Source organism: Microbacterium suwonense (genome assembly GCF_030296555.1).
GTDB classification, from domain to species: Bacteria; Actinomycetota; Actinomycetes; order Actinomycetales; family Microbacteriaceae; genus Microbacterium; species Microbacterium suwonense.
The window spans coordinates 1,842,912-1,862,692 of sequence record NZ_AP027728.1 but is presented as its reverse complement, the minus strand read 5'-3'; the positions used below and the strand labels follow the sequence as shown (position 1 = coordinate 1,862,692).

19 protein-coding genes and 1 pseudogene are annotated in these 19,781 nt (G+C 65.2%); 6 read left to right on the top strand and 14 right to left on the bottom strand.

Features of this window, described 5'->3' with window-relative positions:
• Positions 1–2 precede the first annotated feature (2 nt).
• Positions 3–1,205, top strand: a complete 1,203-nt coding sequence (locus tag QUE33_RS09315; protein ID WP_286299405.1) for a hypothetical protein — start codon at positions 3–5, stop codon at positions 1,203–1,205.
• A gap of 188 nt (positions 1,206–1,393) precedes the next feature.
• Complete coding sequence (locus QUE33_RS09310) at positions 1,394–2,629, top strand: AAA family ATPase (RefSeq protein ID WP_286299404.1); 1,236 nt, start codon at positions 1,394–1,396, stop codon at positions 2,627–2,629.
• A 166-nt stretch (positions 2,630–2,795) separates the two neighbouring features.
• Here QUE33_RS09310 and QUE33_RS09305 read toward each other — a convergent pair whose 3' ends face one another.
• From QUE33_RS09305 to QUE33_RS09255, 11 genes are all read right to left on the bottom strand, one after another.
• The gene (locus QUE33_RS09305; RefSeq protein WP_286299401.1) at positions 2,796–3,200 is read right to left on the bottom strand and encodes a single-stranded DNA-binding protein; all 405 of its coding nucleotides are present in this window, start codon (positions 3,198–3,200) and stop codon (positions 2,796–2,798) included.
• Positions 3,201–3,236: 36 nt separating this feature from the next.
• Positions 3,237–3,716: a hypothetical protein gene (locus QUE33_RS09300; protein WP_286299399.1), complete on the bottom strand. Its 480-nt coding sequence runs from the start codon at positions 3,714–3,716 to the stop codon at positions 3,237–3,239.
• Positions 3,713–4,102 carry a hypothetical protein gene (locus QUE33_RS09295; RefSeq protein ID WP_286299396.1) on the bottom strand — a complete coding sequence of 130 codons (390 nt, stop codon included), beginning with the start codon at positions 4,100–4,102 and terminating at the stop codon, positions 3,713–3,715. Before QUE33_RS09295 ends, QUE33_RS09300 begins: the two co-directional genes overlap by 4 nt.
• A complete protein-coding gene (locus QUE33_RS09290; protein WP_286299391.1) occupies positions 4,099–5,937 on the bottom strand; it encodes a type IV secretory system conjugative DNA transfer family protein in 1,839 nt (612 codons plus the stop codon). Before QUE33_RS09290 ends, QUE33_RS09295 begins: the two co-directional genes overlap by 4 nt.
• Positions 5,934–7,211 (bottom strand): MinD/ParA family ATP-binding protein, encoded by a 1,278-nt coding sequence (locus QUE33_RS09285; protein ID WP_286299389.1) that lies wholly within the window; start codon positions 7,209–7,211, stop codon positions 5,934–5,936. Before QUE33_RS09285 ends, QUE33_RS09290 begins: the two co-directional genes overlap by 4 nt.
• 19 nt (positions 7,212–7,230) lie before the next feature.
• Positions 7,231–8,088, bottom strand: a complete 858-nt coding sequence (locus QUE33_RS09280) for a hypothetical protein (RefSeq protein ID WP_286299388.1) — start codon at positions 8,086–8,088, stop codon at positions 7,231–7,233.
• A 701-nt stretch (positions 8,089–8,789) separates the two neighbouring features.
• Positions 8,790–10,283: an SCO6880 family protein gene (locus QUE33_RS09275; protein ID WP_286299386.1), complete on the bottom strand. Its 1,494-nt coding sequence runs from the start codon at positions 10,281–10,283 to the stop codon at positions 8,790–8,792.
• Positions 10,280–11,734: a hypothetical protein gene (locus tag QUE33_RS09270; RefSeq protein ID WP_286299384.1), complete on the bottom strand. Its 1,455-nt coding sequence runs from the start codon at positions 11,732–11,734 to the stop codon at positions 10,280–10,282. The genes QUE33_RS09275 and QUE33_RS09270 overlap by 4 nt, the downstream gene beginning before the upstream one ends.
• Positions 11,734–12,021 carry a hypothetical protein gene (locus tag QUE33_RS09265; protein ID WP_286299381.1) on the bottom strand — a complete coding sequence of 96 codons (288 nt, stop codon included), beginning with the start codon at positions 12,019–12,021 and terminating at the stop codon, positions 11,734–11,736. The genes QUE33_RS09270 and QUE33_RS09265 overlap by 1 nt, the downstream gene beginning before the upstream one ends.
• 17 nt (positions 12,022–12,038) lie before the next feature.
• On the bottom strand, positions 12,039–12,596 hold the full coding sequence (locus QUE33_RS09260; protein ID WP_286299378.1) for a M23 family metallopeptidase: 558 nt from the start codon (positions 12,594–12,596) through the stop codon (positions 12,039–12,041).
• Positions 12,597–12,657: 61 nt separating this feature from the next.
• A complete protein-coding gene (locus QUE33_RS09255) occupies positions 12,658–13,392 on the bottom strand; it encodes a hypothetical protein (RefSeq protein ID WP_286299376.1) in 735 nt (244 codons plus the stop codon).
• 278 nt (positions 13,393–13,670) lie between these two features.
• Here QUE33_RS09255 and QUE33_RS09250 point away from each other — a divergent pair, with 278 nt between their 5' ends.
• A complete protein-coding gene (locus QUE33_RS09250) occupies positions 13,671–13,931 on the top strand; it encodes a hypothetical protein (RefSeq protein ID WP_286299373.1) in 261 nt (86 codons plus the stop codon).
• Positions 13,932–14,127: 196 nt separating this feature from the next.
• Here the strand turns inward: QUE33_RS09250 and QUE33_RS09245 are convergent.
• The 3 genes and pseudogenes from QUE33_RS09245 to QUE33_RS09235 form a co-directional block, all read right to left on the bottom strand.
• Positions 14,128–14,278 (bottom strand): annotated as a pseudogene (locus QUE33_RS09245) (transposase); the annotation flags it as partial.
• Between the two features lie 91 nt (positions 14,279–14,369).
• The gene (locus QUE33_RS09240; RefSeq protein ID WP_286299371.1) at positions 14,370–14,723 is read right to left on the bottom strand and encodes a transposase; all 354 of its coding nucleotides are present in this window, start codon (positions 14,721–14,723) and stop codon (positions 14,370–14,372) included.
• Positions 14,724–15,069: 346 nt separating this feature from the next.
• Entirely contained in the window at positions 15,070–15,777 is a 708-nt protein-coding gene (locus tag QUE33_RS09235; RefSeq protein ID WP_286299369.1) for a FadR/GntR family transcriptional regulator, read from the bottom strand.
• A gap of 224 nt (positions 15,778–16,001) precedes the next feature.
• Here QUE33_RS09235 and QUE33_RS09230 point away from each other — a divergent pair, with 224 nt between their 5' ends.
• From QUE33_RS09230 to QUE33_RS09220, 3 genes are all read left to right on the top strand, one after another.
• Positions 16,002–17,504 carry an aldehyde dehydrogenase family protein gene (locus QUE33_RS09230; protein WP_286299367.1) on the top strand — a complete coding sequence of 501 codons (1,503 nt, stop codon included), beginning with the start codon at positions 16,002–16,004 and terminating at the stop codon, positions 17,502–17,504.
• A gap of 35 nt (positions 17,505–17,539) precedes the next feature.
• Positions 17,540–18,310: an SDR family NAD(P)-dependent oxidoreductase gene (locus QUE33_RS09225; protein ID WP_286299366.1), complete on the top strand. Its 771-nt coding sequence runs from the start codon at positions 17,540–17,542 to the stop codon at positions 18,308–18,310.
• 98 nt (positions 18,311–18,408) lie between these two features.
• Entirely contained in the window at positions 18,409–19,770 is a 1,362-nt protein-coding gene (locus QUE33_RS09220; RefSeq protein WP_286299364.1) for a sugar ABC transporter substrate-binding protein, read from the top strand.
• Positions 19,771–19,781 lie beyond the last annotated feature (11 nt).

Below are 19,781 nucleotides of genomic sequence, written 5' to 3'. Positions count from 1 at the left end.
GCATGTGCCCGACAGGGGACGAGCAAGAGGCCTCCGAGCCGAATCTTCGTCAAAGCTGGAGACAGGCGCATCCCGAGGCCGCAGCAGAAGGGCGTCGACGTTACCGCGAGGCGCATGCCGAAGAGCGTGCTGCGGCGCACCGCGCGTGGCGTGAACGCAACATCGAACGGTCCCGTGAGCTGAACCGAGAATCCGCAAAGCGACAGGCCCACCGCCGTCGGCAACGGTTGAAGAAGAACGCTCATGCGCGGGAGTGGTACGCCGAGAACCGCGAGGTTGCTCTCGAGCGTGGGCGCCGGTTCCGGGAGGAGCATCCTGACAAGGTTCGTGAGTATCAAAGGCGATACAAGGACGGGCATCCTGAGCGTGCTCGACGCAGCGGCCGGGAATACGCGCAGCGTCACCGGGACGCGAACGCCGACGCGATACGCGAGCGTCAACGGGAGGCGGCCGCTGCTCGGCGAAAGAGAAACCCTAACCAGCACAGGGAATGGTACGAGAAGAACCTCGAGGAGCAGCGTGCCCGGGGTCGCGAAGATCAGCGCCGGCGTCGCCGGCTCAAGGCGCTGGGTTTGCCACCGAGCCGGATTCATCGGCTCTATGCGGAGGAACGACGGGCACATGACGCCGCGGCAGACGAGTACTTTGCTCGGCGCCGCAGCGTGGCTGAGCGGGGCGCGATTGCAGCGGAGGCGGTGGATGGGTTCGGACTCGACGTCCCCAAAGCGGTCGCAATACGCAGGCGAGTTGTGCTGAGAGATCAGGTGATGCCACTCGAGCGTGACCCCAGCGCTTGGCGCGTAAGCGGCGACGTGCCCCCGGAGGTGATTCGGTGGCGTCGTGCGCGAGATCTGCAAGCGCTGAAGGAGTCACACGACAGACTTGTCGACAAGATTCGCGCCGAGCGCCCGCAGATATACGAGCACCACCGGCAGCGCAACGAGGCGCGGCTCCGAGAGGAGATTCGACTTGACTCGATTGCGCGGGAGCTACGGGGTCTGCCTCCGTATGAAGTTGAGCAGGAGGTGAAGTCTCGCCTGGACGACGAGGTTACACGAATCGTCAACCAGCGCCTCAACGCGATGCGTCACCGCATCGTCACGCGAGCGGAAGATATCGCCAAACGACGCAATACCGGCTGGGATGCGGCATCTCCACACCAAGTTGCAGCGACCGGACCCGACATGGGTAGCTGGCTCCGATAACGGCATCTACGCGTCGTAGCAGGACTGGGTTTTTGGCCACTCGCGCCGTTCTCCTGATCGAGTACATGCGAGATTCGCACCGCCCGACGCACGCGTGTGCGCACGATAGCGTGAAGACGTCATTCGCGTGCGGACAGCGTGGTGGCCTCGTGTATGAGTTTTCTACAGCGTTCGCATATAGTCATTGCATGACCGACTTTCAGGCCAAGCTTGACCGCAAGATGGCGTTATCGCGCACGTTCACCCCCGCTGCGCCCGTAAGTCGCCGTGACGCGTTCTCAGGCAGGTTTCAGCAGATAACGGACGTGGTCACCGCAGTTTCTGAGCCCGGGCGTCACGTCATTTTGTATGGCGAACGGGGAGTCGGGAAGACGTCCTTGGCCAATATCCTTTCCGAACTTCTCGTGCCCGTGGGGTCGGGTCGAAGAGAGTTCGCGAAGCGAATTACGTGCAATGCGGGCGACACGTTCCGAAGCATTTGGCGGAGGGCATTCCAAGCACTCGATCTGGAGATCCCTGAGGAATGGTCCTACGGTGCTCCGAACCCCGATGACATTCGCATCGCCCTGTCGGGACTAACTCCATCGATGGTGATCGTGTTCGATGAGTACGACCGGATCGACGACGATGAGACACTCTCGGCAATGGCAGACACGCTTAAGACGCTGTCCGACCATGTCGTGCAGACCAAACTCGTCATCGTCGGTGTGTCGGACTCTATCGAAGCGCTCGTTGGTGAACACGAGTCAGTGAAACGGGCTGTCGAAGAAGTACAGATGCCCCGAATGAGCCGACTGGAAATCATGTCCATCGTCGACCGCGGTTTTCGCGAGGTGGGTATGAACATAGAAGATGACGCGCTGATCCGAGTAACCAAGATCGCTGAGGGCTTGCCCACCTATGCGCACCTCCTCGCACTCAAGGCGGGACATCGAGCGATCGATCTGGATGAATCGACGGTGTCGCTCACGCATGTGGATGCGGCAGTTGCGGACGTTCTGGACAGCCACATGAGCATGGCGGCATACTCGGGCGCAGTCCAAAGCTCGCGGTCCGACAGTCTCTACGCTCAGGTGCTGGTGGCATGCGCACTCACTCCGAAGGACGGGCTTGGGTATTTCACCGCGGGCGCTGTCCGTGAACCCTTGTCCAGGATCATGGGCCGCAGGTACGAGATTCCTGCGTTCGCGCGGCACCTGAACGCATTCATGTCGATCGAGCGTGGTTCGGTGCTGCAACGCATCGGCGTGGAACGCAACTTCCGTTACAGGTTCCGTGACCCGCTACTGCCGCCGTACGCTCTCTTGTCGGGCATCGCCGGGAACCTCATCCCCGAGGACTACGTGAGTGAGTTGTTCGCTCCAGATCCTGATGTTGATTGGGATGAGCTATTGGCCAACTTGCTCGCCGAGGAGAAGAAGTAGTGGAGCCTCGCAGAATCCACTAGTCGCCGCCTGGGCACTGTGGTCGTGCAGCTCAGCACTGCGGGACTCTCGCACCAAGAAGCGGACGGGAGTAGCATCACTCCCGTCCGCTTCTGTCTGGAATCTCAGCGCGCGACACCTGCACCGGCGTACGAGGCCGGTGCTGCTACCGGCCCCGAAGCGTCTGCTGCGGGGCCGCTAGCTTTGGGGCGCGGTTCACGGAGACGTCGGCGAACTTCAGTGAGGCGCCGACGTTGTCGGCGATGACGTCGCGGGTCTCGCGCGTCTGGCCGGTCTCCTTGTCGGTGTAGCTGCCGAAGCGGAGGTCGCCGACGACGATCGCGGAGTCGCCCTTGTGGAGCGAATCGGTGACGTGGCGGGACTGCTGGTTGAACACGACGACGCGGTGGAACACGGTGCCGGCGTCCTCCCATCGTCCGGTCTCCTCGTTGAGCCTGCGGTCGTTGACGGCGAGGGTGAAGCGGGCGTACTCGTTGCCCGTTTCGCCAGCGCCGTGGTCGGGGTCGGCTGTGAGGTTGCCCTCCAGCGTGACCGGGATCTTGGTGGTCATCGTTCATTCCTTTCGTCGCGGACGCGCGGTGCGCCCTCACTCGGCGTGGGCCTGGGTGGTCCATGCCTCCCATTCCTGCTCGTCGGTCGCGTTGACCCAGGAGCGGGGTCTTGTGGGCTTGTGTCCGTTGTTGCAGCCGCCTCCGTAGGAGCGGTTGAGGCGGGGGATCGCGATGGCGAGGCGTTCGTGCCAGCCGATCGGGCCGAATCCGCTGTCGCTGGGGTCGAACGCGGCGACGTGCGCGGTGTGGAGGGCGGAGAGTTCTTCGACGAGGGGGCCGTGTCTCCACCAGCAGTCGGGGACGATGCTGACGGGGATGTTGTAGCGGGTGGCGAACCACTCGACCCATGCACGCAGTGCCTGCCAGTGTTCGGCGGCTTCACCGTCGGTGAGTTCACGCCAGTTCGTGACTGCGCCGCCGATCATGCCTGACCCGACGGAGCGGGAGCTCAGGTTGAGTCCGCTGAGTTCTTGGGCGAGCAGGGCGTCGACGTCTTCCCGGTCGTATCTGCTCATGACGCGGCCTCCACGTTCTGGAGCTTCAGCTGCAGCGTTCGCAGTGCGTGGTCGGAGGCGTCGCGACGGGTGCGGTGCTGTGCGAGTACGACGTCGCGGTCGATCAGTCGGTGCAGGAGCTCGTGGCAGCTAGGGTGCAGGGGGATGAGGTCCTCGTCGTCTTCCCACGCCTGCCAGGTTCCCTGCACGATGCGGACGCCCTGGTAGTCGCGATGGTGCAGCTCCAACTCTGCCTTGGCTGTCACCACTCCGCAGGCAGCGCAGGCCACCGTGCCGTTGTTGGTGCAGTTTCGGAACCAGCGGTCGCGGCGGGCGAACCATGCCGGTGAGCGAAGGAACTCGTTCCGGTACAGGTTCTTCAGTCCGGTTCTGCGTCGATTGGTCATTCGTCGTTCACCGCCTCCGCGGGTTGCGGGGTCGTTTCCTCGGTGTCCTCGTGGTGCTGCGGGAGAGGGGTGCGCCGGTTGGTGGCACCGAAGACGAGGCGCTGTTCGGCTTCGGTGCTGGTCTTGCCCTGCTGGATCGCTTTCGCGTCGCGTCGCGCGTCCCATCCGGCGAGGTCGAGAAGCACGCCGCGTCGGTTGCGGTAGGCGAGCAGCCCGAGGGTTTCGGGCATGCGGCGGATCTCATCGACGGACATCAGGGGCAGTCTTTCCTGGCGTTCGCTGGTGTGGTGGCCCTGCTGTTCGGTGTTCCAGGAGCGTTCGGTGCGTCGCGCTTCGCGTGCGCCGAGCAGTGCTTCGATGTCGCGGAGGTGGGCGACGTGGGATGCGCCGCCGAGGAGTACTTTCGCGGTTGCGGCGGCCCAGATGGTGTCTGCTTCGGCGCGGGACCAGGCGGTTTCTGCTTGGGACAGGGCTTGGAGGACGACGAAGGTGCAGATTCCTCGTCCGCCGCCGTCGGCCATGGTTCGCGGCAGGGCGTCCCAGCGGAAGATGTTGGCGATCTCGTCGAGGATGAGGCCGAGCGGGTGCACGAGCCGTGATCCTGGGGAGGCGAGGGCTCGGGCGCGGGCGACTTCGACGATGTCGTCGAGGAGCGCGCCGAGGAACCCGCCCATGGCGGCTGCTCCCGAGGACGATCCGATCAGGTAGAGCGAGTTGGCGCCGTCCAGGAATTCGCGGGGGTCGAGGGTGGGGTCGCCGGGGCGTGGCATGAGGGCGTCGCGGATCTGGGGGACGGCGAGTGGGGCGACGGCGCCTTGGACGCCGAACCAGATGGAGGAGACGAGTTTCTCGTCGCCGCTGATCGTGGCCTCGAGGTTGTCGCCCCATCCGGGGGCGCCGTCTGAGCGGAGCACGTCGACGGCGGTGCGGGCGAAGGCGGGGCTGGATCCCCAGTCGTACACGTCCTCGATGGTGCGGTCTCCGATCGCGGCGGCGTGCAGGAGCCGGCCGAGGACGACGCCGGATGCCTGTGCCCACTCTCCGTTGGTCGTCGAGGCGCCGAGTGCGGTGCCGGTGATGATCGCGTTGCCGCGCTGCATCGCGACGAGGGGGTCTTCGCATCCGGCGAGGGGGCTCACGCGCAGCGGGTGACGGACGCCGGATAGTCCTTGCGGGTCGAACACGTGGACGTCGCCGCGTTCCTGGCGCAGCCGCATTGTCGCGGTGAGGTTGTCGTTGGTTGTGGAGGTGGTAATGAGGGGGCCGGACCAGTCCAGGATCGCGGAGATCAGGACTCGGTATCCCTTGCCGGAGCGGGGCGGTCCTTCAAGGGCGACGGAGTCTTCGATGGAGACGTAGACGTCGCGGCCGCGGGAGCGGCCGACGCGCCATCCGACGTCGGTGGGTTGGGGTTTGTCGATATCCGGTCGCAGTTGCCGTGCGCGGTGCAGAACTGCCCGGGCGGACAGGTGCTGGCGCACTTCCGAGGCGCTCGCGAATCCGGGCCGGCCGCGCAGATCGGCGATGAAGGCCCGGTCGGAGCTCTTGTAGCGCCGGTAGAGCACGAACAGGGCGATCACCGTGCCGGCCACCAGCAGCAGGAGCAGGAGGTCCAGTGCGCGGATCTGCCACACCGGCATCGGGCACGAGGACGTGTATTGGGATGCGTCGCCGGTGACGCCGAGCAGGAGGCCGGCAAACACACTGGCCGGTTGCGGTCGTTCCCCGCAGACGAGCGCGGTGACGGCTTCCGCGATCAGTGCGGTCACCAAGCTCAGTGCGAAGCCTGCGGCTAGGAGGACCGCCGCGGCCTTTCCAGCCCATCCGGTGTTCATGGTGGCACCTCAATCCAGTCCGGAGCTGACGGCGCTGGCGACGCCGAGCCAGGCATCGCGGGTGCGGGGGCGGAGGAGTCGAATCGCAGCGGGCCGCTCTTCAACGCAGGATCGAACGGGACGGTCTCCACGGCTCGCACCTGACCGTCAAACCCTGTCGCGATGGTCTTCGGGGCTCGGCGCGCTCCGGCTTCGGGCTGGGTGACGACGAGCACGGCATTGTCGGCGAGGCGTGCGGAGTGCTCGTCTCTGTCGCGGAGGGCTTCGAGCAGCAGTGCGGCGGATTCTGCGGATTCGGGGGAGGGGAGGGTGGGGATGACGAGTTGGTGGGACGCGTCGATCATGCGCAGCCACCGGTCGGCGGACTCGTCGTTGCCGGAATCGAAGACCACGAGCCGGTAGTAGCGGGTAGCGACCCTCATCAGCTCGCCGAACTCGGCGGACTCGATGCGTTGATGCGTCGCGAGCAGCTCGGGGTTCGAGCGCAGCACGTCGTACCTGTCGGCGGACTGATGGTGCACGAAGCGGGAGATGTCCGAGACTGTCGCCTCCCGGGCGAGCAGGTCACCGGTCACGGGCAGCAAGTCGCGGACGGTCGTGTCGTACGTGCCCTGCTCTGTTCTCCAGCCGAGCGTGCCGCGGGTGTCATTGTTGTCCCAGGCGAGGACGTTGCCTCCACCGAGGCGAGCGAACACGGATGCGAGCATCGCCGTGGTCATGGTCTTTCCGACCCCGCCCTTGCCGTTCGCGACGGCGATCGCCCGGTAGCCGGCCCAATGCCGTGACACATTCACCTCGTTGACCTGGCGCTGGCGGCGGCGTGCTGATTCGGGGATCTGGATGCCGAGCCGGGAGGAGGTCCCGCGCCAGCCCGTGCTCCGCCTGTGGTCGGGAGAATCCGCGGTGATGAACGATGCACGGTGCGGCTCGTCCTCAGGTCCTGGAGTCACCTCGGCCGGGGGCTCGCCGGCGTCCGATGCCTGCACCGGAGCGCTGTCGTCGCGTCTCCGCCTGGTGACGGGCATGACGGGGACGGCGGTCAGTTCGCCGGTGCTGTCGACGAGGAGATGGTGGTCGCCGCGGTCGCCGGAGGTGATGAGTTCCAGGGCGGTGCCGGTCCGCCGGGCTTCGGCAGCTGCCCGTTGGACGATGACGCGGCGGATGTCCTCATCGGGGGATGCCGTGATGGGTTCGCTGTGTCCGTCTGGTGCGATGAAGGTGGCGCCCGCGCCGGTGACGGTCGCATAGGCGCGGGGAGTGGTGTCGATGGTCATTTCAGCTCCTTGCTTGACGTCAGCCAGCCGTCCACGTCGGTGTCCGCCGGCCAGACAGCATCGAGGTCGGGTGGCTCGAAGTACTGCAGTTCACCGGCCCGAGATAGGGGAGTTCCATCGCGTCGTCCGTCTTGAAGAGCCCGTACTCCCAGTCCGTCGATGTGGCGAACGCGTCGACGAGGTACGAGTACTGGCCGACGTAGGCGAGGAACTCGCCCTTGCGCAGTTGGCGGGCCATGTCGGCGTGCGCGGGTGGCACGCTGAGACGCTGCTGGATGCTGGCGCTTTCCTGCTGGTTGATGCGGAAGATGAACTTGTTCTCGATGTCGCCGGCGATCGAGTAGGCGAGGTTGCGTTCTTGGGAGTCGGCTTCGCCGACGGCATCCAGATCCCCCATCTTGTGCAGGATGACGATGTTGCTGATCCCGTAGTGGCGTGACAGCTTCAACCACTGCTGGTACATCTGCAGGGACGCGAGTGAGGTCATGTCGCGCCAGCCCTCTTCGCGGATGACGTACCGGGTCTTGTGTGCGTTGCGGTCGGAGATTACGGCCTGGTTCCACGCGGTTGTGCAGATCTGCGACAGTTGCGCGACCAGGTCGCCGCGGGCGAATAGTTCGGACGTGTCGACGACGACGATCGGGGCGTCGTCGTCGAAACGCACGGTGGAGTGGTCCTCGAACAGGCCGGACAGATCGCCGTTGACGAAGCGTCGAAGGACGAAGCTCGGTTGGATGGCGCCGTGCGCCAGATGCCGATCTTTGTTGGTCTCGGTGCTGATCTGTGTGAGTTCGGCGAATACTCCACGCAGGGTGGGCTGATCGTCGGTATGGACGATGCATCGATCGAGTGCCTCCAGGAGCGCCGCGTGCTCCACGGCGGTGAGGTGTGCGCCGGGGAGTGCGGCCTGAACGAGGAGGTGAGCACGGTGATGCGGCGCTGCTTGACCATGAGTTCGTGCTGCTCGTCGGTGACACCGGTGCGGCGGGGCCCGCGGTCGAGCGGGTTGAGGCGGGTATCGAAAGCGCCGCCGAGTCGGATGACGTTGCCGCCCGGGATCGCTTCTGCGACTGCGCTCCATTCCCCTTCGGGTCGGAGGGGACGACAGCCTGGTGGCCGAACGCCATCGAGCGGGTGACCAGCGTTTTGATGACGGCGCTCTTGCCTCCACGGTAGGCGCCGAGCACCAGGACGTTCGTGGAGAACGAGCCTCGGTCGGTGGTGTCGGCGTAGGTCTCCCAGGGGAGAAATGCCAGAGCGCGTCCGCGTTCAGATCGACGCCGAGGATCGGACCGCGATGGCCGAGGCCGACATCGGCGACGAAGGGGTAGATGCCGGCGACGTGCTGCGACGTCGCCTGGTGAGGTGGGATGTTCACCGCGGCGAGATTCCAATACCCGGACTCTGTCAGCCCGGGGCCGAACGGACCGGACACGGCCGGTTCGGGAAGTGACGTCTCCCGGCGGCGGGCCCGGGGCGGTTCGTAGTCGCGTGCGTCGTTCGCCCGTGCGCGCCGACCCTGGCGGCGCTCCTTGCGCGAGAGGCCGCCGGGCACGAAGTCGATGCGTTGACGCGTCATTACTTCATTCCCAAGCCCATCGGGAGCGCGTTCACCATGAGTGCCTCGGCCTGCTGGCAATACAGGATCTGCGCTTCCATCTCCGCTTGCGCGAGTGCGTTCCGCATGCCGGCGAGGGCTTGATCGAGCTGCTCCTCGTCGGGGGCGGTGACGGTGAGGTAGCCGCCGTACCGGAACTCGCCGTGGCCGGCGACGAGTTCCTGCTCCTCTTTCTGCAGGGCGTTCCAGTCCGCGGCATCCGCGGCCGAACCGTCCACGCCGCGCTTTGCGCGCAGCCGCTCATTGCCGCGCCACACCTTCTTCTCATCCCGCACACGTTTCAGTGCCCGTTTCAACGGCACGGGTGTGAGTACCAGGGAGAGGATGTGCGTGATGGCTTCGCCGGTGTGGGGATGGCGGGCGAACACGATCGGGGACACGAATCCGACGTGGGTGTCGGAGCGGGGCCATTCGTGGATCCACATCGTGGTGTGCACGCCGGAGTCGGTACGCACGAGATGGTTCACCCCGCGCGGCTCCTCCAGGTACATCGGCCCGATCGCGGCGAGATCGACGCCGGCATGGTCGTCCGTCCGATTCTGGATGGTCGACGCGAACTCCGGATCGAAGGCGACCCGGGTGAGGGCGGCTATCTCGCGCGGCGACAGCCAGTTCCGCACCGCGATCTTCGCTGCGCTCAACGCGTCCGAGAGGGTGCGCGTTTCCACGAACGCCAGCGCCTGCGCCCCCTCGCGCCCTCCGCCGAGGGCTTTCACCTGCGCACTCAATGCGATCAGGTCCAGCGTGAAGGTGAGGTAGTTGCGGTGGGCGACCGCGAACCGCTCCGAGTCGTTCATCACTCGTTCGTAGTTGTCGGTGAGAACGGTCGTGCGGTCCAGTTCACGCTGTTGGATCACCGTGTCGTAGTGGTCGCGGGCGCTGCGGATGGTCGTGGGCAAGGTGCGCTCCTGCAAGGTCACCCGCTTGATGCCGGGACGCTGGGTGAACGACGCGAGCACGCGTGACCATTGCTGAGCAAGGTCGAGGCGCTCGGACTCGTCGTGCATGAGGAACCCCTGCACCTCGAGCTCGGCAGTGACGGAGACGGTGTGGCCGCGCGGGTCGTACACGCACGCGACGCCTTCGACATCCCACAGCTGCACGGATGCGCGTACGCCGGGAAGGTTCACGGTCCCGACCAGCTGCGGCCGCTCCGGCCGATAGGTCTGCGCGGTCGCGCCCATCGTGTGGCGCAGCTGCTTCATCAACCACAGTCCCGCCATTCTCGGGGCGGACATGCCGTGGATCGTGACCACAGCCGAGACTCCCAGTGCGAGGTAGATCGGTGCCGCATAGAGCAGGCCGACCGGGCCGAAGCGGTTGACGAAGATGAGGACGACGACCGCTGCGGCCGCGATGAACGCCAGCTGCCAGCCGTCCATCCCGAGCACGATTCCCTGGCGGGACCGCCCGGGGAGACGGACCGGTCGTGAGCTGTCGGATGCGGAGGTCATGACTGCTTCCCCTCAGGTCTAGGAGCGGGTGCGGATGTGGGCGGTGACGCCGGACGGGGCGAGGTCGGCTTCTTCGGTGCGGCGGAAGAAGCGGATGCTGCCGGCCGCGACCCCGTAGTGCTCGTGCCTGCAGGTCGGGCGACGCCGCGTCGCGCGGAGGTGGAACCGGCTTGGGCGGCGGCGCGGGCGGGAACTGCGGCCCGTGTCACTCCAGACGGCAGCGACCCGAGTCGCGATGGCAGGCGGGCTGCGGAACGCGCCGCACCCGACGCGGCACGCCCGGCCCCCGACCCCAGGCGTGATCCGAGCGCGTCGGACGCTGACGCGCCCACGAAGTTGAACAACCCGAAGACGGCGAACGGGGCGAACGCGGCAAGAGCAAGGCCGATCATCAGCGGCCAGGACTGCGGATCCCAAATCGTCTTCACCTGGGCGAGCCCGTTGATGATCAACGTCACGAACCCGATCGTCAACGGACCCGACAACAGCAGCGCGACCGTGGCGGATACGTAGCGCACCACCCACTGCGGTCCGATGCTCTTGACCGGGAACAGCATCCAGGCGACCGGACCGACGGTGATCAGCGCGGCCAGCGCGATGTTGCGGAAGGTGAAGACGAGAACCAGCAGCAGCATCGAGAGCAGCAACATCCCGTGAATGAGGAACGCGAAGAAGTAGTTCGCGTGTCCGCCAGCCCACATCACCTTCTGCAACGTGCGGAACAGGACGGCCGGGCCGTCACGGTTGAGGATGTACCAGGTGAGGTCATCGACCGAGTTGAGCAGATGCCCCAGCATCCATAGCGTGAGTGGCACGGCAGGAACCGCGAGGAAGCTCCGGATGATCACCCCGACGAGCTCGTCACGGTCACCGGAGACGACTGCTGCGGCGATCGACCAGACCATGGCCGCGAACAGCACGACCAGCACCGCCCACTGCCAGAACGACCACTCGTTCACGGCGGCCGTCCACAAGACGCTGCTCGTGTCGAACCTCATGCTCGAGGCGACCAGCATCATCGCGGAAGTCGCCGTGAGGGCCATTCCCCGTCCGGCGTTCTCGAACGTGGCGCACACGGCGTCCCCGAAACTGCACCCGTAATCGACGAGGAGCGGGACGCCGCCAGCAGAGACGATCGCCGCGTGGTGGCCGTCGTAGGTCGTGCAGACGGTGACAGTGGCGCCCCTCATGAGGACCTTCGCGAAACAGGCTTGGGGCTTGACGTCGCTGGGGTTCGTTGGTGTGCACGAGACTTGGCCGGAGGCCTCGTTGCAGGTCACCGGGTATGCCGGTGCCGACCAGGACTCGCCATTCACGTTGTTCAGCTGAGTGTGCGGTTGCACGGCAGCAGCGGGTGATGACAGCGTTGCGGCATCCGCCGGACCGATCGCGCACAGTACCGCGAGGACTCCCAGGAGGATTCCTGCGGTGGCCGTGCGGATGGTGTGCATCAGAAGCCGAAGTCGAAGTTCACGAACCAGGCGAACAGGCCGCTGGCTGCGCCCAGGATCGCCGCGGCAATGAAGATCCAGAGGATGTTCTCGCCGGCCCACGTTCTCACGCGATCGGAGGCGAGGCCGCGGAACGCGAGTGCGGCGCCGGCGAGGATCAGCATGATCAGGACCACGAGCATCGCGCCGGCGAGGATATAGGAGGCGATGAGTTGAAAGCCCTGGAAGAACGGGGCTGAGAAGTCCGGGTTGATATCCGGGACGTCGACGTCGGATGGCAGCTTCACGATGATTCTCCTTTGGATCACTTCAGCGGCAGGCCGAGCACGGCCATGAATGGTTGCGGGTCGATGGCGACGCCGTGGCGGCGGACTTCGTAGTGCAGGTGACAGCCTGTGGAATGACCGGTGCTGCCTTCTGCGCCGAGTGGAGCCCCGACGTCGACGTGCTGACCGACGGCGACGCGGAGCGAGTCCCATTGCATGTGCCCGTAGAGGGTCTCGACGCCATCACCGTGGTCGACGCGCACGGTGTTGCCCCAGCCGAAGTAGGACCCGGCAGTGATCACAACACCGGCGCCCGCGGCGAAGACGGTGCTTCCGCAGCCCTGCACCATGTCATAGCCCTTGTGCTCGGTCGAGCAGTAGCTGCATCCGCTGACGGGGTTGTGTCCGAACCCGCGTCCCTTGCGGTAATCACCAGCCAGCGGATACCCCCACTGGCCACTCGTGACGGGTGGCGAGCCAGGAAGTGCGGATTGCGCAGCGGGGGCAGGGAATCCGGCAAGCGCCAGGGGAACCACGATCAGCGGGCTGAAGGCAACCAGCACGACCAGCAGCACGGTGACGAAGAATGCGACCACTATCCGGCGTGCGGTCCTCGCTTTCGCGAGTCCCGACAGGAGTAGCAGCGGCGCGCCCACGTCAGGGCTCCATCGGCTCCGAGAAGTAGCGGACGATCTTGCAATCGCCGGGCTGCTGGTCGCTGTCAGGTGTGGGGACGGTCTCTCCGCCGCACAGAACTTGCACGCTGACGCGGGCGTGCTCGTCGTAGGAGTTCTCGGTGCCGTTGTTGTCCGCGCGGGTGAACGTGAGGGTGACGTCGACGGTGCCGATCTTCATCAGCCCGGTCGGGTCCTCGGACACCGGCGAGTAGTCAATGTCGCCCTTCACCGTGGCGCGGACGCGGCCTTTCTCGCTTGCGAGTGAGTTCCAGTCGTCCTCAGGAAGCACGACTGCCTGACGCATCGTGAGTCGGACCAGAGCGAGCGCATCCTCCCGGTCGGCTTCGGAGGTGTAGCGCGTGTCGGGAGTGAACCAGGTGTCGAGGTAGGTCAGCCAGGCGTCACGGTCACTGAGCTGGGTGTCGAACGTCGCCGCTGCCTCGAGCGCACTGCGGATGTACGCATCCGCGTCGGTGGTGATCGGCTCAGGAACCCATCCACGATCCGTGACTGAACTGTCGACGACATCGGACGGTTCGTTGCTCGGTGGTGCGGACGTCGGCGTCGTCGTCGGTGCCGTCTCGGTGGCTGTGGGTGCCGGGCCGGGAGAGCTCAGAATCGAGCTGATGAGGATGGCGATGATGCCCGCGACCAGGACTGCGCCGCCGATCCACGCCCACAGCAGGTGGCGTCCTCGCTCCCGCTCCCTGGCCACGATGGTCAGCCCTCCCGAAGATCCAGGATGGCGACGATGCGCGGACTGCACTGAGCCGGCATGCGCCGCAGTGACGGTGTGGACGATACTCCGGTTCGGTTGACGACGTCTGTAGGCCATTTGGGGGACAAGCGCACAGAACCACTCCCGAAATGAAGCGGAACCTGCAGCGCCTTCTCAAACATGCACTGAACGGTACACCCGTTCAGTCTGAAAGTAAACGGGTAATTCGTGTGCTTAGTCTGGACGCGCCCGCGGAGCACGAGCACAATGGGAGGATGCCGAAATACTCGCGTCCTGCAGACGGAGACGGAGCCGAGGGCCCTCTCGCCATCCTCGGCAACCGCGTGATGGCCGGCATCATCCGCCAGCTGCGGAAGACCCCGGACGTCGGGCGGAAAGTTGTCGCCGACGCGCTGCAAGTGCCGGCGTCGACCCTCGTGCCGTATCTCGGAGAGCTGGAGGCTGCTGGGCTGCTGCTCGCAGTTCCGCCTCGCGCGGAGCGCAAGCGGGGAGTGGGTCAGGTACCGCGTCAATGATGAGGCGGTCACCGAGATCTATCTAAGGCTCGGGCAGGAGATCGGGGAGATATGACGCGGGTTCTACCCCAATTGCAGTTGCACAGGCTCGGGGCCGAACATGCGAGGGATTTGAGCCCATGGTTGGCCGGTAAGTTGTGGGGGTGACGCTGAGTCTTAGTCGATCACTGATGCCTATTGAGGTCGTGTGTGGCGGCGAAGTCGCGACGCGCAGGTCGAGAACCTCGTCGCATCCGTCGGCGTTGACGCCAGTTGCGATCACCACGGTGTTGATCACCCGTTCGCCTTTTCGGACTTTCATTGTGGGCGTCGGCGACGAACGTGAACGGGCCGGCATCGCCGACAGGCTCCAGAGCGAACGCGAGAGCACGACCCTTCCCGTCGCAGACGAGGTGGTTCTTCGTCGTCAGCCCGCCGCGGGAGCGGCCGATCGCGTGATCAGGCGGCTCCGCCCCGATTTTCCTGCATCTCAGGTGAGCCCGCTGTGGTGCGCGGGAGGGTGGCGCCGTGCTGGTGCACGCGCACGATCGTGGAGTCGATCGAGGTCCCCCAGTCCAGGTCCCCGGCCTGCTGTGCGAGAGACTGGGTCTTCTCCAGCACCTTCGCGCAGACCGCGGCGTCCACCCACCGGTTGAAGTTCTTGTAGATCGTGTTCCAGTTCCCGAACCGCTCCGGTACGTCCCGCCATGGCGCCCCGGTCCGGAACCGCCACGCGGTCGCCTCGACCACCGTGCGACGATCCTCAGGCGGCCGCCCAGTGACCTTCGCGTGCGGGAACAACGGCCCGATCACAGCCCAAGCCTCGTCAGAAATCACATCACGCGACACAACATCCAGACTCACGCACGCGGGAGCGAAACAGCTTTAGCAACACGGCCTAGTCGCTTCGATCGCCCGCTGAACCCGACACCGACGTCCTCGTCCACAGCGAGTGTGTCCTCAGGTGCGATAGTGCAGACGCCTTCGAAGGTATACGTGCCCTCTCCGCCGCGGGCCGCAGCAGTTGCGGATGCAGAGGTGGAGCCGGCTTCAAGCCTGAACGCCCAGCCGACGCCCTCGGGATTGACCACTTAAGTCATGGCGGCTGGTAACGCCGACTGCCCGGAACGTGGTGGTCGACGATCCTCAACCCTTGAGCTCAGGCCCAGCCGATCGTGCTCGCTGCAAATCCTGGGGACTCCAGAGCTTTTCCGAGGCTGGATATGAGGTGATCGCGCATAAGCTCCTCCGCCCGGTCCGCGTCGCCATCGAGAACGGCCTCCCCGATCAGCTTGTGGTCGTTGTGCACCTCAGGTCGCGCCACTCGTTCACCCAACGCCGTGAAGGCTAGCCGCGACGTATACATCTCTTTCAGTGCGGTGGCGACCAAATCGAACACTCGGTTTCCGGTCATTGTCGCCAGGACGTAGTGAACGTCGTTCGCCGCGAAAAACACCGACTGGTTCTGTCCGATCGACTCTGCTTCGCGCTCCAGGGTGGACCGCAGGAGCGCCGCTGATTCGGGCGTGATCGACTCGGCAGCCATTCGAGCAGCCAGAGGGTCAAGTATCAAGCGCGTATCTGCGAGCTCCTGTATGGTCGCACCACGAAGGTGGAGATAGAGGGAGAAGCTGCGACTCACGTCACCCGGTTCGACATTGAGCAGCACCGGTCCGCCGCCCGGACCTGACTTTAGATTGATGAGGCCGTAGATCTCGAGGATGCGCAGCGCTTCGCGGAGTGAGCCGCGGCCGACGCCGAATTGCTCAAGCATCTCCGACTCATTGGGCAGTCGGTCGCCAGGTTGCATCCGGGTGTCGGCAATCATCGTGACGATAGCCGAGGCGACGCGTTCCGCTGTCTTCACTTGCCGACCTAGGGCGCCTGATGTGGCAGTAAGGGACCAATCCGACCGAGCGGCAGGCGGACTGGCGGAATCTGCTCGGGACGTAATTGTCACTGCAACCTCAATCCTAGTTCTGCGTTCGTAGCTTTCATGCTAATCATAGTGCGGGTCCCCGCCGCTCATCAATCTATATTCATGAACACGATAGTTGTCTTGAATTGCATGGATCATGTAGTGTCTCTGACATGAGCAACGAAGCCTTGGCCGTTAGCACCGAAGCGCACGGCATCCATGTCGCCAGTCCGCGTCACCTGATCGACGGTGAGCTCCGTGAGGGCGAAGGCTCGTGCGAGATCATTTCGCCGTGGAGCGGAGAGCTCCTCGCGATCACACCTTCCGCCACGGTCGCCGAGGCTCGGGAAGCCGCCTCAGCCGCGGCGCGGGCGTTCCACGAAGGACCCTGGCCGAGGATGCTCCCGGCTGAGCGCTCAAAGATCCTCCACGATCTTGCCGCTCGGCTACAGGCCCGTCGCGAAGATTTGGTTCAGATCGCGATCCATCAGGCAGGTGCGGTGCGCTCGTGGGCGCAAAGCGTGCAGACCGATGCTCCTCTGAAGTCGGCCTTTGACTACGCGCACATTGCCGGCACATTCGACGAGATTGAGTCCCACTCCGTGACGGGGCCTCCACTCAGCGGACAGGATGGGGCGCACGTCGTGCGAATGGTGCAGCGCGTGCCTGTTGGTGCCGTTGCCGGGATCACGCCGTTCAACTATCCGTTTCGTATGGCTGTTCAGAAGATCTTTCCAGCCCTCGCCGTCGGTGCGACGATGGTCCTCAAGCCGCATCCGGGAACATCGCTCGACGCCGCGCTGATCGCCGAGGAAGCGGCAGCGTCGGGGCTGCCCGCCGGCGTGCTGAACATCCTCCTCGGCGGAGGTGCTGATGTCGGTGACGCGCTGTCGACCGACGCCAACATCGACATGGTGAGCTTCACCGGCAGCACGACCGTCGGCAAGAAGGTCATGCAGTCTGCATCGCATACGGTCAAGAACATCAGCCTCGAACTGGGCGGAAAGTCGGCGAACATCGTTTTTGCTGACGCCGATCTCGATGCTTTCATCGCCACGGACCCCGGCAACCTCAAGCACGCGGGTCAAGGGTGTGGGCAGCTGACGCGTCTGCTCGTGGAACGTCCTATCTACAACCGCATCGTCGAGACGATCGCCGCGCAGATGGCGCAGATCGCGGATGGCGAACCGGACGACGAGACCACGGGCGTCGGGCCCGTGGTCAACGAGACCCAGTACCGCCGGATTCTCGACTACATCGAGATCGGCAAGCAGGAGGGCGCCCGCTTGGTCGCCGGCGGAGGCGCCCCGGAGGGGTACTCCGCCGGGTACCGGATTCGTCCGACACTCTTCGCGGACGTCCGCAACGACATGCGCATCGCCCAGGAAGAGATCTTCGGCCCTGTGCTCGTGGTGATCCCGTTCGACGGAGAGGACGAGGCGGCTGCGATCGCCAATGACTCGATCTACGGAATCAACGCGAGCGTTTGGTCCGGTGACGACAAGAAGGCATGGCGGGTCGCCTCCCGACTGCGCACGGGGAACGTCGGGGTGAACTGCCTGGCGAACGTCACGGCAGGCCCGCATGGGGGCTTCAAGCAGACCGGGATCGGTCGCGAGTGGGGCAAGTACAGCCTCGACGAGTACGTCGAGCTCAAGGCATTCGAAACACGATGACGCGACTACGACGCGTCCGGATCAAGGAGGATCAGATGAAGGAACTCGACGGCAGGATTGCACTCATCACGGGCGCAGCGTCGGGCATGGGGCGTGCGAGCGCACTGCTGATGGCTCAGGAAGGCGCCACGGTCGTCGTGGCAGACCTCAACATCGAGGGCGCGCAGGCCGTGGTCAGCGAGATCGAGGCTGCCGGAAACTCTGCGATCGCCGTGGCGATGGATGTCACGGACGTGAGCCGTATCCAGGCCGTGATCGATGACATCGATCGACAGTTCGGCAAGTTGGACATCGTCTACGCGAACGCCGGAACGCCCGGTGCCACCGGCCACGAAGTGAGCATCGAGCAGTACGACTTCTCTATCGGCGTCAACATGACGGGTTCCTACTTCGTCGCACAGCAGAGCATTCCGCTGCTGCAGAAGTCCGAGCACACCGGGTCGATTCTGTTCACTGCGTCGACCGCAGGGCTCGTCGGCTCGGGGCTGAGCCCGCTCTACTCGCTCGCCAAGGGCGGCGTCGTGATGTACGCGAAGGCGCTCGCGCTCTCGCTGGCCCCCAAGATTCGCGTCAACGTGATCTGCCCTGGGCCGATCGACACCCCGATGCTGCCCCAGTTCTGGTCTCGTGAGACGACCGAGAACCTGGATCAGCGGCTGAATAACTGGGTCGAGAACGACATCCCGCTCGGCCGCCGGGGCCGGCCCGAGGAGATCGCGAACGCGGCGCTGTTCCTCGCCAGCGATCGGGCGAGCTTCATCACCGGTGTAGCGCTGCCGGTCGACGGAGGGTTCGTCGCCAAGTAGCGAACCCAGCGGGACCTGCGGCCTCGACGTCGAGGCCGCACCGGACGCGCGACCCGAACGCCCGTCTCACATCATTGATGACAACAAAGGAGTTTGTTATGAATCCCATCTCACCGCGAGACTTCTCACGCAGAGACGTCTTCCGGATCGCCGGCGTCGCCGGCATCACCGCCCTCGGCGCAGGGCTTCTCGCCTCGTGCGCCACGACAGGAGCCGGCGGGAGTGCAGGCTCATCCGGAGGCGGCGCTGCGAACGGGCCACTACTCATGGACCACTTGATCGCCAACGTTCCCGCGTTCGACTCAACGGACCGTGCTTTCGCGGCAGCCGCAGCGGCCCTGGGTGCTCGGAACTCGTTCACCTCGCACGATGGCGACATGCAGAAGGCGCTGTCTCAGGCGCAGCAGTTCCGCGCACTCGAGGTCAAGGGCGTCTTCAATTACCTCGTCGCAGATGCGAGCATCGATCGGTATGCGAAGGTTCTCGCGGACGACGGCATCGCGTACCAGAACCTCTCTAACCGGCTGCCCTGGTTCTCGCCTGCGGACCCCAAGTTCGACGGGCACTTCCTCGGCAACGTCGGTGGGCCGTTCGCGGACGAGTCGTACGTCGTCACGAAGATCCTGCTCGAGCGCGGTGGCGGCGCCGGTGATCTGATCCTGCTCGGCGGCCCCAAGGGCGGGCTGTCGGAGACCGCGCGTCGCTTCGGAGCGATGAAGGCGATCGAGGAGTTCCCCGATGTCAAGCTGGTTGCCAACGCGTACACCGACTGGGACATCACTAAAGCGCAAACAGCGTTGGAGACTCTGCTGCCCTCCAACCCGGATGTCAAGTTCGTCCTCTGCCTGAACGATGGCGTCGCGCTTGGCGCGCTTGCGGCGCTCAAGGCGGCTCGCAACACCACTGCTCTGCTGTGCGGCATGGATGGCGATCCCGGGTTCCTCGCAATGATGGCGAAGGAGGACCGCATCGTTGCGACGTCCGCGGGTCTCATCGCCTTCTCGGGCGTGCTCGGAGCGGTTCGACTGTTCGACTACATCAATGGCGTGGAGATGAACCCGCTGGAAACGTTCATCGATACGGACGCGATCATCATCGACACGCCCGACGCGGCAGCCGCGCTGCTCGAGCTCACCGGAGAAGACAAGCCGGTTCTGTGGGATGCCGCGAAGATGTCGCGCCACCTCAACGGCGACGACTGGATCACGCCGCACCACTGCGTCATCCCGAATCCTGCCGAGACGGAGTGGGGGCCTGCGGGCGTCAACCCGACGGAGCAGCCGGCCGGGTGGGCATGGCCCGAGGCGTACCAGACCGCACTCGAATCGGACGGCGGCCTGGATGCGCTCAACGCGCTGTGGGAATCGAAGTTCGAGGATCCGTACGGCTCTGTCCGTGAGAAGACGGAGTTCCAGGGCAACGTCCTCGGCGCCCTGTCGCTCGCCGGGGCGCGAAACTGACGCCGCACCAC